At 43.2% G+C, this 15,176-nt stretch carries 12 protein-coding genes, 1 pseudogene and 1 riboswitch; all 13 genes and pseudogenes read left to right on the top strand.

Features of this window, described 5'->3' with window-relative positions; all coding sequences use genetic code 11:
• Window positions 1–58: 58 nt before the first annotated feature.
• The 13 genes and pseudogenes from I2D69_RS13190 to I2D69_RS13130 all read left to right on the top strand — a co-directional run bounded on the left by I2D69_RS13190 (window position 59) and on the right by I2D69_RS13130 (window position 15,143).
• Complete coding sequence (locus tag I2D69_RS13190; protein ID WP_118583092.1) at window positions 59–901, top strand: GTP pyrophosphokinase family protein; 843 nt, start codon at window positions 59–61, stop codon at window positions 899–901.
• 91 nt (window positions 902–992) lie between these two features.
• Window positions 993–2,903 (top strand): YgiQ family radical SAM protein, encoded by a 1,911-nt coding sequence (locus I2D69_RS13185; protein ID WP_195380024.1) that lies wholly within the window; start codon window positions 993–995, stop codon window positions 2,901–2,903.
• A 10-nt stretch (window positions 2,904–2,913) separates the two neighbouring features.
• On the top strand, window positions 2,914–3,525 hold the full coding sequence (locus tag I2D69_RS13180; protein WP_173718994.1) for a hypothetical protein: 612 nt from the start codon (window positions 2,914–2,916) through the stop codon (window positions 3,523–3,525).
• Window positions 3,526–3,538: 13 nt separating this feature from the next.
• Window positions 3,539–4,519 carry an RluA family pseudouridine synthase gene (locus tag I2D69_RS13175; RefSeq protein ID WP_195380023.1) on the top strand — a complete coding sequence of 327 codons (981 nt, stop codon included), beginning with the start codon at window positions 3,539–3,541 and terminating at the stop codon, window positions 4,517–4,519.
• 1 nt (window position 4,520) lies between these two features.
• On the top strand, window positions 4,521–5,090 hold the full coding sequence (gene lepB, locus I2D69_RS13170; RefSeq protein WP_173716740.1) for a signal peptidase I: 570 nt from the start codon (window positions 4,521–4,523) through the stop codon (window positions 5,088–5,090).
• Window positions 5,091–5,092: 2 nt separating this feature from the next.
• On the top strand, window positions 5,093–5,632 hold the full coding sequence (locus I2D69_RS13165; RefSeq protein ID WP_173771938.1) for a Holliday junction resolvase RecU: 540 nt from the start codon (window positions 5,093–5,095) through the stop codon (window positions 5,630–5,632).
• A gap of 281 nt (window positions 5,633–5,913) precedes the next feature.
• The gene (gene hisZ, locus I2D69_RS13160; protein ID WP_173773793.1) at window positions 5,914–7,050 is read left to right on the top strand and encodes an ATP phosphoribosyltransferase regulatory subunit; all 1,137 of its coding nucleotides are present in this window, start codon (window positions 5,914–5,916) and stop codon (window positions 7,048–7,050) included.
• Entirely contained in the window at window positions 7,047–7,682 is a 636-nt protein-coding gene (hisG, locus tag I2D69_RS13155) for an ATP phosphoribosyltransferase (protein ID WP_195380022.1), read from the top strand. The genes hisZ and hisG overlap by 4 nt, the downstream gene beginning before the upstream one ends.
• Before the next feature lie 48 nt (window positions 7,683–7,730).
• Window positions 7,731–9,044 carry a histidinol dehydrogenase gene (gene hisD / locus I2D69_RS13150; RefSeq protein ID WP_173773795.1) on the top strand — a complete coding sequence of 438 codons (1,314 nt, stop codon included), beginning with the start codon at window positions 7,731–7,733 and terminating at the stop codon, window positions 9,042–9,044.
• The gene (gene hisB, locus I2D69_RS13145) at window positions 9,041–9,628 is read left to right on the top strand and encodes an imidazoleglycerol-phosphate dehydratase HisB (protein ID WP_173773797.1); all 588 of its coding nucleotides are present in this window, start codon (window positions 9,041–9,043) and stop codon (window positions 9,626–9,628) included. The genes hisD and hisB overlap by 4 nt, the downstream gene beginning before the upstream one ends.
• Window positions 9,629–9,774: 146 nt before the next feature.
• A pseudogene (gene hisI / locus I2D69_RS13140) lies at window positions 9,775–10,095 on the top strand (phosphoribosyl-AMP cyclohydrolase); the annotation flags it as partial.
• 119 nt (window positions 10,096–10,214) lie between these two features.
• Window positions 10,215–11,645, top strand: coding sequence for a VanW family protein (locus I2D69_RS13135; RefSeq protein WP_195380021.1), 1,431 nt, complete (start codon window positions 10,215–10,217; stop codon window positions 11,643–11,645).
• A 103-nt stretch (window positions 11,646–11,748) separates the two neighbouring features.
• Window positions 11,749–11,922: riboswitch (cobalamin riboswitch) on the top strand.
• 197 nt (window positions 11,923–12,119) lie between these two features.
• Entirely contained in the window at window positions 12,120–15,143 is a 3,024-nt protein-coding gene (locus I2D69_RS13130) for a hypothetical protein (protein WP_195380020.1), read from the top strand.
• The last annotated feature ends 33 nt before the right edge of the window (window positions 15,144–15,176 follow it).

The raw sequence follows: 15,176 nt of genomic DNA, 5'->3' as shown, positions 1-15,176 counted from the left end.
TTTAACTGCGGAATATTTTTCATGATACAATGCCCATATTCTGTAAGGAGCGATTTATATGGAAATACAGTTATGGAGAAGCATTTTATGCCCCTACGAACTGGCAGTCAGGGAACTGATTGTCAAATTTGAACACATTATCAGCGAACATCGAGAAAATGATCTGTATTCCCCTATTGAGCAGGTAAGCGGACGAGTGAAAAGTGTATCCAGTATTCTGGAGAAAATGCAGCGCAAGCATATTCCTATGGAACGCATGGAGGAAGAAGTAGAAGACATTGCTGGAATCCGTATTATCTGTCAGTTTGAGGAAGATATTGAGACAGTAGCATCCCTGATTCAAAACCGGTCAGATATGACCATTAAGAGTGAGAAGAATTATCTGAAGCATGTGAAACAGAGTGGTTACAGAAGTCTTCATCTGATCATTTATTATACAGTAGAAACATTAAATGGTCCCCGGAAGCTGCAGGCGGAAATTCAGATCCGCACCATGGCTATGGACTTCTGGGCAACGATCGAACATTCCCTTCAGTACAAATATAAAGGGGACATGCCGCCGCATGTGGCAGAGCGTCTGACGAATGCCGCGGATGCTATTATTTTGCTGGATCAGGAAATGTCTTCTGTGCGCGATGAAATCATGGATGCCCAGAATTCTTCCCAGATGCAGTCCAATCTTGTAAAAGATATTCTCAATAATATAGAGAATCTTTACCGCGTATCCAGCGAACGGGAGATTACCAAAATTCAGACAGAATTCCTTCGTGTTTTCCATACCAAGGATTTGAAACAGCTGGAGCGTTTTCACAGACAGCTTGATATTATCGCGGAAGGTTACCGCGCCCAGGCTGTTTACCATAATATCGGACATCAGCCAGGTAAGAGCTGTATTTCATAAATCTGTCCGAAAATACGTTACTGTCCATTTTGTTTACACCATTCTTGAAACACGCCTTGCAGAATGAACAGTGCATAGGAGAAAAATATAGATGTCACAATTTTTACCAGTTACAAAAAAAGACATGGAGGACAGAGGCTGGGATCAGGTAGATTTTGTCTACGTGACAGGAGATGCTTACGTAGATCATTCCTCTTTTGGAACTGCTATTATCAGCCGCCTTCTGGAAAGCCGGGGCTATAAAGTGGGAATTATCCCGCAGCCCGACTGGCGCAGGAAGGAGAGTATTGCCGTATTTGGAGAGCCTCGCCTTGGCTTCCTTGTAAGTGCCGGCAATATGGATTCCATGGTAAATCATTATACCGTTGCAAAAAAGCACCGCCAGAAGGATTCTTATTCTCCTGGCGGTAAAATGGGTTTGCGTCCGGACCGAGCTGTTATTGTATACAGTAATCTGATTCGTCAGACTTTTAAGAAAACTCCTGTAATCCTTGGGGGAATCGAGGCAAGCCTCAGACGTATGGCACATTACGATTACTGGGAAAATAAGGTGAAGCACAGCATCCTCATAGATTCCGGCGCAGATCTGATTTCCTACGGAATGGGAGAGCATTCTATCATTGAGATTGCAGAGGCTCTTGACAGCGGAATTCCTGTCAGCGAAATTACCTATGTGGCAGGAACCGTCTATAAATGCAGAGATCTGTCCCGCACTTACGAGCCGATCATACTTCCTTCTTTTGATGAAGTACAGGAGGATAAGCAGGCTTATGCCAGAAGCTTTGCCATCCAGTATCAGAATACAGATCCTTTTACAGCAGGAACCATGGCTGAATCCTACGGGACAAAGGGTTACGTGATCCAGAATCCACCTGCACTTCCTCTTACACAGGAGGAGATGGACGATGTATATGATCTTCCTTATATGGGAAACTATCATCCCATGTATGAGAAAGACGGCGGAATTCCTGCATTAGAGGAAATTAAATTCAGCCTTACCAGCAACAGAGGATGTTTCGGAAGCTGCAGCTTCTGTGCATTAACTTTTCATCAGGGAAGAATCCTGCAGACCAGAAGTCACGAATCAATTCTGAAAGAAGCGGTCCACATGACCGAGGAGAAAGATTTCAAGGGATATATCCACGATGTAGGTGGACCTACAGCGGACTTTCGCCAGCCTTCCTGCCAGAAACAGCTGACCAGGGGTGTTTGCAAGAACCGTCATTGTCTGTTTCCTGAGCCATGTAAGAATCTGACCGCGGATCACAAAGATTACGTTTCTCTTCTTCGTAAGCTCCGGGATCTTCCAAAAGTAAAAAAAGTATTTGTCCGTTCCGGTGTGCGTTTCGATTATGTGTTGGCAGACCCGGACAAGACTTTTCTTAATGAACTTGCCAAATATCATGTAAGCGGACAGCTTCGTGTAGCTCCTGAGCATGTTTCCAATCAGGTACTGAAATATATGGGCAAGCCGTCCCACGAAGTGTATGAGAAATTTTTGAAGGAATTTGACAAGGCAAATAAGAAGGCTGGCTTACAGCAGTTTGCCGTTCCATATTTTATGTCCTCCCATCCGGGATGTACCATGAAAGAGGCGGTGAAACTGGCAGAATATGTCCGTGATCTTGGCTTTACTCCGGAGCAGGTGCAGGACTTTTACCCAACACCTTCTACACTGTCTACCTGTATGTATTACACGGGAATCCATCCTCTTACAGGTGAAAAGATTTATGTGCCGAAGAACACCCATGAAAAAGCCATTCAACGTGCGCTTATGCAATATAAGAATCCGGCCAACAGAGAACTGGTTCTCGAAGGATTGAAAATTGCAGGGCGTATGGATCTGGTTGGGTATGGGGAAAAATGTCTGATCCGGCCTGTCAGAAAAGAGCATGGCGACAACAAATATACAGAGAATGCCGGGCGTAACAGAGGATCAAAGCATGGTTCGGCACCAAAGAAAACCATCCGCAATCATCACACAAGAAAAAAGCAGAAATAGGAGTGTTTTCATGAAACTAATGCAGACAAACAAAGGAGAATTCGGATATCTGAAGCGTGAACGAAAGCGCAGGATCATAATTGCTGCCATTATGCTTGGTGTCCCCGTTTTTATTTTCATCAGTATGTGGATTTACCTGGGTACCAGAAATTCTATCTGGACTATCATTGCTCTGGTAGGATCTCTTCCAGGCTGTAAGGCTGTGGTAGATGTAATCATGGTCTATCTGGCAAAGCCTGTAGATCCGGTCCTGTACAAGAAGATCCATGCGCATCAGGGTGATCTTGTAATGGCGTACGAGATGTATATGACTTTCTATGAAAAAAAATGCACCATAGATGCCATTGCAGTATGCGGAAATACTGTAGTCGGTTATACCAGTGATCCGAAAGCAGATACAAATTTTATGGCTGCAGAAGCCCAGAAACTGGTTCGCAAAAACGGCTATAAAGTAGATGTAAAAATTCTTGGAGAGCTTCGTCCTTTCCTGGAACGTCTTGATTCTATGAACGAACACAAGGAATCCTTAGAAGAAGGGCTTCGCTTTACACCAGATCCAAGATATCCTGATTTTACCAGAGATGAAATGGTGAAGCATGTGATCCTGAATTTGTGTATCTAAGAGGATATCCAGCATGAAAGAGTTTATTATTAATGAAAATGAAGCGGGACAGCGCTTTGACAAATATTTAGGAAAGCTTCTCCGTGAAGCTCCCAAAAGCTTTTTTTACAAAATGCTCCGCAAGAAAAATATTACCTTAAACGGCGGTAGGGCCACTGGAAATGAGAAGCTTTCCACTGGTGACCACGTAAAGCTTTTCCTTTCAGATGAGACTTTCGGGAAATTTGCAGGAGTACAGGAAACTGTAGCAAGAGCTCATCAGAAGCTTGATATTATGTATGAAGACGATAATATCCTTCTGATCAACAAACCTGTGGGAATGCTTTCCCAGCCTGCAGATGATAAGGAACCATCACTGGTAGAATATCTGACGGGGTATCTTCTGGAAAGCGGAGCGGTTACAGAGGCGTCTTTACATACCTTCCGCCCATCTGTCTGCAATCGTCTGGACCGTAATACCAGCGGACTTGTGGCTGCAGGAAAATCCCTGACAGGACTTCAGGAGCTTTCTTCATTGTTTCATGATCGAAGCCTTCACAAATTTTACCGCTGCCTGGTAAATGGTGTTATAAAAAATGAAAAATATATCAAAGGATATTTGCATAAAGACGAAAAATGTAATAAAGTAACAGTACAGGAAACGGAAACATCCGGAGCACTTCCCATTGAGACCAGATACCGTCCCCTTGGAGATAACGGAACCGTTACCCTTCTTGAGGTGGAGTTGATCACCGGACGCACACATCAGATCAGGGCACACCTTGCAGGAACTGGTCATCCCCTTATTGGAGATTACAAGTACGGCAGGCGTACCTTAAACGATGAATACCGCAGAAAGTATGGTCTGAAATCGCAGCTGCTTCACGCACACAGGTTGGAAATTCCGGAAATTGAAGGGCGTCTTTCCTATCTGTCTGGCAAAGAGTTCACGGCCCCTTTGCCTTATCTGTTTCAAAAAATCCTGAAAGAAGAACACGTAGAGGAGAATAAATAATATGAAAATCTGGCATGAAGTATGGGACTATATAAAAATGATCATCATTGTAGTTGCTATAGTCCTGGTTATCAACAATGTAGTACTGATCAACGCAAAAATCCCTTCTCCATCCATGGAGAAGACTATTATGACCGGCGACCGTATCTTTGGATTCCGTCTTGCATATGGTATCAATCTGGATCTGTTTGGTCATGAGATTTCCAAAAAAGTCAAGGATCCCGAGCGCTTTGACATTGTAATTTTCAAATATCCGGATGATGAAAGCCAGCTTTTCATTAAACGTGTGATCGGACTTCCGGGAGAGACTGTTGAGATCAAGGACGGAAAGGTATACATCGACGGTTCTGAGACTGCTCTTGATGATTCCTTTATTCCAGAGAAAATGCAGGGAAGCTTCGGTCCATATACCGTTCCGGATAATTGCTATTTTATGCTGGGTGATAACCGAAATGATTCTAAGGATTCCCGCTTCTGGAAGAACACGTTCGTCCGCTTTGACCAGATCGTAGGGAAAGCAGTTGTAAGATATTATCCTTCCATCAAGCTTCTTGGCTATGAGGAACCGTAAGAATGGCGACATGGAACAGCAGAGGGCTCCGGGGTTCTACCCTGGAGGACCTTGTAAACCGAACAAACGATCAGTACAGGGAGAAGGGACTTGCTCTGATACAGAAGATTCCCACTCCCATCACTCCGGTACGCATGGACAAAGAAAACCGTCACATTACTCTGGCATACTTTGACCAGCGAAGTACTGTTGACTATATAGGTGCAGTACAGGGAATTCCTGTCTGCTTTGATGCAAAGGAATGCAGCGCCCAGACGTTTCCTCTGGCAAATATTCATCCTCACCAGGTGAAATTTATGGAGGACTTTGAAAAACAGAATGGCGTGGCATTTTTTCTTATATTTTTCAGTCAGCTGAATCTATTTTATTATCTGCCTTTTCAGGAACTTTTGGTATACTGGAGACGGATGGAAGAGGGAGGACGGAAAAGCTTCCGTAGGGAGGAACTGGATGAAAAGTATTACCTGCCGAAAAAGAGCGGATTTCTGGTTCCTTATTTAGAGGGATTAAAATTGGATCTGGAAACACGCGTGTTGCCATAACACACGCAACGTTACTGTTCACTCCGTTTACAGTAACACGCTTCACGATGCACAGAAATCATGCTTTGCATGATTTCGCGCCGCAACTCTCGGGTTTTCTGTGAACTTTGTTCACAAAAAACACCTCGCGGAATGTTACCAGTGAACAGTAACCACGCAACACTTCGTCTTGACAATCTTGGAATATTCCACTATAATCAACATTGATTTTGCATTATCGTAGTAGCGTGATAAAGTGTTATGTAATTAACAAGCAAGAAACAACATGGAGGAAACATGATATGCAGAGAATTTTTCATACGCCGGAGGGTGTACGGGATATTTACAGTCAGGAATGCAGCCGAAAGCAAAAACTTCAGGAAAAGCTTCACCGTGTATTCCATCAGTATGGCTTTGAAGATATAGAAACTCCCACATTTGAATATTTTGAAGTGTTTAGTAAAGAAGTGGGAACCATTCCCTCCAGGGAGCTTTATAAATTTTTTGACAGAGAAGGTAATACCCTTGTTCTTCGACCTGACTTTACACCGTCCGTTTCCAGAGCCTGTGCCACCTATTTTAACCCTGAAAAAGAAGTAGTAAGTCTGTGTTATACAGGCAACACTTTTATCAATAATTCCAGCTTTCGCGGAAGATTGAAAGAGACAACCCAGATGGGCGTTGAGCGTATGGGCGATGATTCACCGGAAGCAGATGCAGAGATCCTGGCTATGACGGTAGAGTGTCTGCTTGCAACAGGACTTACCGAATTTCAGGTAAGCGTTGGACAGGTTGATTATTATAAAGCGATTTTTGCCCAGACAGGCATGAGCCAGGAAGAGGAAGAAGAGCTTCGGGAGCTGATTTCCCAGAAAAACTATTTTGGTGTGGAAGAGCTTGTAAAGAATAAGAACATGGATAAATCCCTTGCAAGAGTTCTTTCCCAGCTTCCTCAGATGTTCGGATCGACAGAAGTTCTGGAAAAAGCAAAATCCCTTACGGACAATCCACAGGCATTAAAGGCGGTTGCGCGTCTGGAAGAAATCTATGAGCTTCTGAAGGTTTACGGCTATGAAAAATACGTTACTTTTGATTTTGCAATGTTAAGCAAATATCATTACTATACCGGAATCATTTTCCAGGCTTATACCTATGGTACAGGAGAAGCGCTGATCAAAGGCGGCCGTTACAACCAGCTGATGAAACATTTCGGCAAGCCTGCTGCATCCATCGGGTTTGCCATTGTAGTAGATAACCTTCTGATGGCTCTTTCCAGACAAAAAATCGAAATGGAGGAAGAGGAGGGCGTTACGGTTATCACTTACCGCAAAGAAAACCGTATCCAGGCAATCCAGAAGGCCAAAGAGCTTCGCGCCCAGGGCAGAAATGTAGCCCTTCGCCCAGAGAAAGTAACTAAGGTTTGTGAGGTGGATTTATGAGATATCTGACTTTTGCCCTTACCAAGGGAAGACTTGCAGACAAAACCCTTGCCATGCTTGAGAAAATCGGGATCACCTGCGAAGAGATGAAAGATAAGGATTCCCGTAAACTGATTTTTGTAAATGAAGAATTAAAGCTTCATTTTTTCCTTGCCAAAGGACCAGATGTACCTACATATGTAGAATATGGCGCAGCTGACATCGGAATTGTCGGAAAGGATACGATCCTGGAAGAAGGCCGTAAGCTTTACGAGGTAATGGATCTTGGATTTGGAGCCTGCCGCATGTGCGTTTGCGGACCTGAAAGTGCAAAACCCCTTCTGAATTCAAACCAGCTGATCCGTGTGGCAACCAAATATCCAAACATTGCCAAAGATTATTTCTATAATAAGAAGCATCAGACTGTGGAAATCATTAAGCTGAATGGTTCTATTGAGCTTGCACCTATTGTAGGTCTTTCTGAAGTGATCGTGGATATCGTTGAGACCGGAAGCACACTTCGTGAAAATGGACTGAAGGTGTTAGAAGAAGTTTGCCCTCTTTCAGCAAGAATGGTTGTGAATCAGGTAAGCATGAAAATGGAAAATGAAAGAATCAGTAAGCTGATTGAAGATTTACGAAAGGTAATCTGAAATTACTGTTTTTTCTGGAATAAAATAAAATTGGAAGGATCGATCACAATGCGTACAGTAAGATTAACAAAAGAATCTACCAAAGATATCCTGGAAAATCTTTTAAAACGGAGCCCTAATAATTACGGCAAGTTCGAAGCAGCAGTAGCAGATATTCTTGCAAATGTAAAAGAAAAAGGGGATGAAGCTCTTTTTTCTTACACAAAAGAATTTGATAAAGTAGAGGTAACTCCGGAAACCATACGTGTAACCGAAGAGGAAATCGAAGAAGCCTATAAAGCAGTTGATGCATCCTTATTGGAAGTTATCCGCAAGGCACTTGTAAACATCCGCAGCTACCATGAAAAACAGCGTCAGAACAGCTGGTTTACCAGTACCGAAAATGGCACCATGCTTGGTCAGAAAGTAACACCATTAAATCGTGTAGGTGTTTATGTTCCAGGCGGAAAAGCAGTTTATCCTTCTTCTGTATTAATGAATATTGTGCCGGCAAAAGTGGCAGGAGTACCTCACATCGTTATGACCACACCTCCTGGAAAAGACGGTAAAGTAAATCCATCCACTCTGGTTGCTGCCAAAGAAGCAGGCGCTGATGAGATCTACAAAGTTGGTGGTGCACAGGCAATCGGAGCACTTGCTTATGGTACTGCAAGTATCCCAAAGGTAGACAAGATCGTAGGACCTGGCAACATTTTTGTAGCCCTTGCCAAAAAGGCTGTTTATGGACATGTGAGCATTGATTCCATCGCTGGTCCAAGTGAGATCCTTGTCCTTGCAGATGAAACTGCAAATGCACACTATGTAGCAGCAGATCTTCTTTCTCAGGCAGAACACGATGAGATGGCTTCTGCAATCCTCATTACTACCAGTACAGAACTGGCACAAAATGTAGAGAAAGAGATTGAAGGCTATCTGAAGGTTCTTTCCAGAAAAGAGATCATCGAAAAATCTCTGGAGAATTTTGGATATATCCTTATTGCAGAAGATATGGATGAAGCAATTGAAGCAGCGAATGAGATTGCTTCGGAACATATGGAAATTGTCACTAAAAACGCTTTTGAGGTAATGATGAAGGTACGAAATGCAGGCGCTATTTTCATTGGAGAGTACAGTTCTGAGCCTCTTGGTGATTATTTCGCGGGACCGAACCACGTTCTTCCTACCAACGGAACAGCTAAGTTCTTCTCCGCACTTTCCGTTGACGATTTTATTAAGAAATCCAGTATTGTATATTATTCCAGGTCTGCATTACAGGAAATCCACAAGGACATCATCCAGTTTGCATCCTCAGAGCAGCTAACTGCACACGCCAACTCCATTGCAGTCCGCTTTGAAGAGGAAGATAAAAAGGAGCAGCCATGACAAGAGAAGCTACTGTTGAACGAAATACAAAGGAAACTAAAATTGCCATAAAGCTGAATCTGGACGGAACCGGAAAAAGCAGTCTGGATACAGGTGTGGGATTTTTCAATCACATGTTAGATGGCTTTACCCGCCACGGACTTTTTGATCTGGATATAAAGGTGAAGGGTGATCTTCAGGTTGACGATCATCATACCATTGAAGATACGGGAATTGTTCTTGGCACAGCTATTAAAGAAGCGGTTGGAGACAAGAAAGGAATCAGGCGTTACGGAAGCTGCATCCTTCCAATGGATGAGTGTCTTGTGCTTTGCGCCATTGATCTCGGGGGACGCCCGTATCTTTCCTTCGAAGATACGTTTACCAGTGAAAAAATTGGAGATATGTCCACAGAAATGGTGAAGGAATTCTTTTACGCCATTTCTTATACGGCAGCCATGAATCTTCACATTAAGGTTCTAACACCGGGAAATAATCACCATATGGCAGAAGCCATGTTCAAAAGCTTTGCAAAGGCGCTGGATATGGCGGTAGCTTATGATCCTCGTATTACAGATGTGCTTTCTACGAAGGGAAGTCTCTAAAGGCAGAACAAACAGAATTACAATTAAGACGATATGATATATGCCACTTGTTTTCATTCTTTTCGAATTGAGCATGAAAGCAGGTGGCATAATTGCAGAAGAATTTTTCATAAAGGAGTATTAAAAATATGGAACAGAACCAATTAAAGTCCAAAATGTCCTGGTCAGATTTCAAATTAAACAGTGACGGCATGGTTCCGGTTATTGTGCAGGATTACAAAACAGACGAAGTTCTTATGCTTGCGTACATGAACGAGGAAGCATACCTTACCACTCTGAAGCTGGGAAAAATGACTTACTGGAGCCGCAGCCGCAACGAGCTCTGGACCAAAGGACTAACCTCCGGTCATGTTCAGTATGTGAAATCATTGACTATTGACTGTGATAATGATACAATTCTGGCAAAAGTAGAGCAGGTAGGGGCTGCATGCCATACCGGAAACCGGACATGCTTTTTTACCCCATTGTTCTAAAGCCTGTTTGAAAAATCATTCCTGCAATCTGCACGCCCCACTTTGCGATATATTTTGCAGAAAGCCTTTTTCAAACACGCTCTAAAAAAGACTGCAAAAGGTAAAATTATTACATGAAAAAACAAGTGAAAAACGGTGTGATCAAAGTTCTGATCCTGGTTCTGATTCTGGCAGGTGCGTATGGGCTGTGGTGTCATTTTCTTACAGATAATGTAATCTGGAAGAAGCTTAAAATAAACGGCATAGCCATTCAGGGAATGACCAAAGAGGAAGCCATTGACGCAATTTCAAAAGATTTTCAGGAAAAATATGAGAACACACAGATGACCATTACCCTGAATGGAAAGAACTTTAAGGTATCCATCTATCCTGTTCTCGGTCTTGATGTAAAATCAATTGTAGAAAGTGCCTATGCTCTTGGACATGGTGCCTGGTTTACTCATGGAACTGACCGCATCGAACTGATGAACAGCAAGACAAAGGAAGAAGTCACCCTTATGCCGGAAGCCCGAAACAAAAACGAACTGGACAAGCTTCTGGAGGATGCTGGAATTTCAAAGGGATCCACCACTATACAGACTTCCTGTGAACTTACAGATACAGAGTTGGTTATCACTAAGGGAAAAACCGGAATCGGTCCGGATATGGATGCACTGAAAGAAGCGATTCTAAAAGCAATTTCCATAGAAGATTATGAAGCTGTTATCGAATGTCCTACTATGAAGACACCGCCAGAGGAACTGGATCTGGAATCCTATTATGAAAAAGTACATACAGATGCCACAGATGCTTCTCTGGGGGAAAATAATGAAATTATTCCGGCAGTTACCGGAATTTCATTTGATGTGAAGTCAGCTGCAAAGAAGCTGGAAAAAGCAAAAGAAGGGGCAAAGATTACCATCCCCCTTGAAATAACCCTGCCCGAAGTTTCTACAGAAGAGATAGAAGCCCTTCCTTATCTGAATCTTCTTGGTACTTATACTACATATGGCGGCGGTACCGAAAACCGTGTTGCCAATTTGAAGCTTGCCGTGGAAGCCTGTGATGGAGTGGAACTTCAGCCAGGACAGATTTTTTCCTACAACGATACTTTAGGTCCACGTACGGAGGAACGAGGGTACAGGGAAGCAACTGTAATTGTAGGAGGCGAACATGCCCAGGATATCGGAGGCGGAATCTGCCAGATTTCCACTACGTTGTTTATGGCATGCCTGCAGTCTGATCTGACCATTGTTGAGCGTCATAATCACGCTGCCCGAATTGATTATGTTGAGGATGGTCTGGACGCAGCAGTGGTGTGGGGAGGTCAGGATTTCCGTTTTCAGAATAATACTGCTTATCCAATTAAAATTAAAGCCTCTTACGATGAAAAAGAGGAAGCCGTAACGGTATCCATTTACGGAACCCAAACTGACAATAATACGGTAGAGATTACTACAGAGCATTCCGATCCAAACACCTGTAAAACCTACCGCAGTGTCTACGATGAGAATGGAACACTTCTCCGCACAGATGAAGTCGGGTACAGTAAATACAAGCAATAACCCTATAAATCTATTGATTTCGACATAACGGTCTGCTATAATGAGGTGAATTGAATAAATCCGTTTTCAGTGCCAGACATATCTGTCTGCTACAGCGTGCAGATTGTGGGAATATTTTTTCAACACGCTCTAAGAGGGAATCAGGTGAAAGTCCTGAACGATCCGGTCACTGTAACCAGGGAGTAGAATCCAGTGAAACCATTGGTATATTGCTGAGAAGGATGGATTCTGTGTTGATCTGTAAGTCAGGAAACCTGCTGAATTCGTTTAATGAAAGCTTCCGAAGAAAGTACTTCATTCTCATTAATATATTTGATAATACAATATATTGAATTTTTAGTGCCTGTTTTCTCAGAGGAAGCAGGCATTTTTTTGAAATAATCCTGTCAGGATTGCCCATTGTACAAACAGGCTCCAGAAGCAATTGGGATTTATTCAAATTATAAAATAATAGGAAGAATCGAGGAAAAAGAAATGAAAAGAAATTCAAAACGCTTTCTTGCACTGTTCCTTTCCGTCGCGATGACGGTCACTCCTGCTGTACTTACACAGGCAGAAAATGAGGATGCAAACGTACAGGTTTCTGTTACACCAACTCCAGAAACAGAGGCGGAGAAGACCGCTGTTGCTGCTGAGACTCCTGTGCAGGAGAGCGCAACAGCTGAGGAAGAAAACACTGACACTACAATAACTCCGGCAGCAGTGGATGCCTCTGCTGTGAAAGAGACACCTGCTGCTACAGAAACACTTGCCTCTGAGACCACTCCTGAGGTTACTGCATCACCTGCTGAAGAAAGCAAAAATGAGGAAGCAGAAGCTCCACAGCCTACAGCTGCACCAGAAACAACAGAAGAGGGCAAAACCGAAGAGACAGATAAACCAGAAACAAAGCCAGAGGATCTGAACCCAGATGGTTCCAACATGACCATTGACAAGGAAGATAACAGTGCATATAAAATGCTTAAAATCAAAAGCTCTTCTGCTGAATTAAATGGTGATAAAATTAAGATAACCCTCAATACTGACGGAAAGAACTATGAGAAGCTTTATCTTGGTTCTAAAGAAGATCCTGACGAAGCAAAAAATGCAGCAGCAATCGTTGGTACAGAAAATGAAGATGGTTATACTTTCATTTTTGAGGTTCCTGCCAGTGAACAGGTCCAGACTTTCAGCATCGTACCATTTTCTGTAAAAAATCAGAAATGGTACACAAATATGGCTTTGAAACTGAACGTTCCAGGAATGAAAGCCCCGGAACCAACAGCTACTCCAGAGCCAACTGCAGCCCCTGAGCCAACTGCCACTCCACTGCCAACTGCAGCTCCAACCCAGGCACCAGCCCAGAATGAGATTACAGATGCCGGAATCAAGCTTGTAAAAGAAAACGGTGATGAATTTGCAATGTTCGTAATCACCGGTTCCACTGTAAAGGTTTCGGAGGATAAATATATTGTCACACTTTCTACCGCAAAACAGAATTATGACATGATCTATCTTGGCAGTGCCAGTGACTCTGATAAAGAAGCAAATTCCATCAAAGGAGTAGAGAACAGTGCAGGAGGCTATACCTACACCTTTGAAGTTACTGCAAGCAAGGAAGCTCAGACAATAGCAGTCGTTCCTCATTCCAAGAAGAGCCAGAACTGGTACGCAAAGGGTATATTGACGATTACCGTACCGGCGGTTCCAGGATATGGAGAGGCTGCTCCAACACCGGAACCAACTGTTTCCCCAGAGCCTACCGAAGCACCGGTTGAGACTCCTGCACCAACTGAAACTCCAGTGCCAAGCACAACTCCGGAAGCAGCCACCACCCCAGAGCCAACAGCAACCCCTGCTCCAGGCAGCTGTGCAAGCGGAATTTATAATATTACAGTAAACTCCAGTTCATCTATGTTCCGTGTAATTGACTGTGTCCTTACTTCCAAAAACGGAAAAATGACAGCTGTTCTTACTTTAAGCGGAACTGGTTACGACTATCTATGTCTGGGAACAAAAGAAGAAGCTGCCGCAGCAGATTCCTCCACCTGGGTTCCATATGTGGCAGACGCAAATGGCAAATATACATATGAGATTCCTGTTGAAGCCCTGGACAATGGAATTGCAGTTGCTGCTTTTTCCCACAAAAACCAGATCTGGTATGACAGGATCCTGACTTTCCAGTCCAGCACTTTAAATAAGATAGGTGACGTACAGGATGATCCGCAGCCAGATACTGCTCCTGACACAACAATCACAGCAACTCCTGCACCCACTGCAAAACCAAATAAAAAACCGACAGCAACTCCTACACCAACAGCAACTCCAAAGCCAGACAAGAAACCGGAAGAGGAATCCAAATACGAATCTGACTTAAGCGGCGGAACAGCATCTGTAAACAGTTCTACTACATTAGCAGATGGAACCTATACTCCTGACAGTTTCTCCTGGTCTGGTGGTTCTGGAAAGGTCAGCATTTCCTGTAACAAAGTTACGGTAACAAATGGTCAGGCATATGCGACTATTGTATTCAGCAGTGAATATTACGGTTATGTAAAAGCCAATGGAAATAAATACTACGGTGCATGCGGCGGCGGAACTTCTACTTTCACAATTCCGGTAGCACTGAACCAGAATAATACGATCATTGGTATGACAACCAGAATGTCCCAGGCTCATGAAATCACTTACACCATTTATATCGCTTTAAAGGGTGCAAACGATCCGAAGAAAACAGACAAGGATAACCCGGCAGATGACAACAGCATGCTTTCCACAGGAAACAAGAAGCTGGATGATTCTGCACCAGAGATCACAGGTCTTGAGTATAAAGACGAAACTACTCTTGAGCATGCAAAATACTTTAAGCTTTATCACTACGCAAAGGGTATTACCCTTCTTGAAGTAGATATGACAACAGATACTGCAAGAAAACCGGAAACTGTTGATTCCGGAAAAGAAAATGCAAAAACAGAAGCTGCTGATTCCCAGGAACTTACAGGTACAGAAAAGCTCTACATAGGCAATGTTGTAAAATACCTGATCGTACCTGAGGGTGCTGTTATCCCTGCAGGACTTGATAAAGATGTAATCGTAATCAACCAGCCGGTAGAATCTGCTTATGTGGCTTCCACAGATGCTCTTAACATTTTGGATAAGCTTGATCTTACAGACAAAGTTACTGCTCTTGGAATGGAAAAAGAGGACTGTACGGTAGACAGCCTTACAGCTGCTCTGGAAGATGGTTCCGTAACTTTTGCAGGAAAAGATGAAGATACAGATTACAAAGCTCTTGTAAAGAGTCAGTGCGGTATTTCTATCCTTTCTTCTGATATTCTCCCGACAGAGGAAGCAGACACAGAAGCAAAAGAAAACCTTCTGAAAGATTCCGCAGAGAAATATTCCACTCTGAAAATCCCGTTTATCGTAGACCGTTCTGCAGATGAAAAGGATGACAATGCAAAAGCTGAGTGGGAAAAAGCTTACGAAGCAATTTTTGTAACTGATGAGGAAGAATAAATTACTATTCTTCACCATATGCACAGTAGCAAG

The sequence above is a fragment of the Ruminococcus sp. D54t1_190329_F1 genome (assembly GCF_015551645.1).
In the GTDB taxonomy this organism is placed as follows: domain Bacteria; phylum Bacillota; class Clostridia; order Lachnospirales; family Lachnospiraceae; genus Blautia_A; species Blautia_A faecis.
The sequence above is the reverse complement of the archived record's forward strand: the minus strand, read 5'-3'. Positions and strand labels throughout refer to the sequence as shown.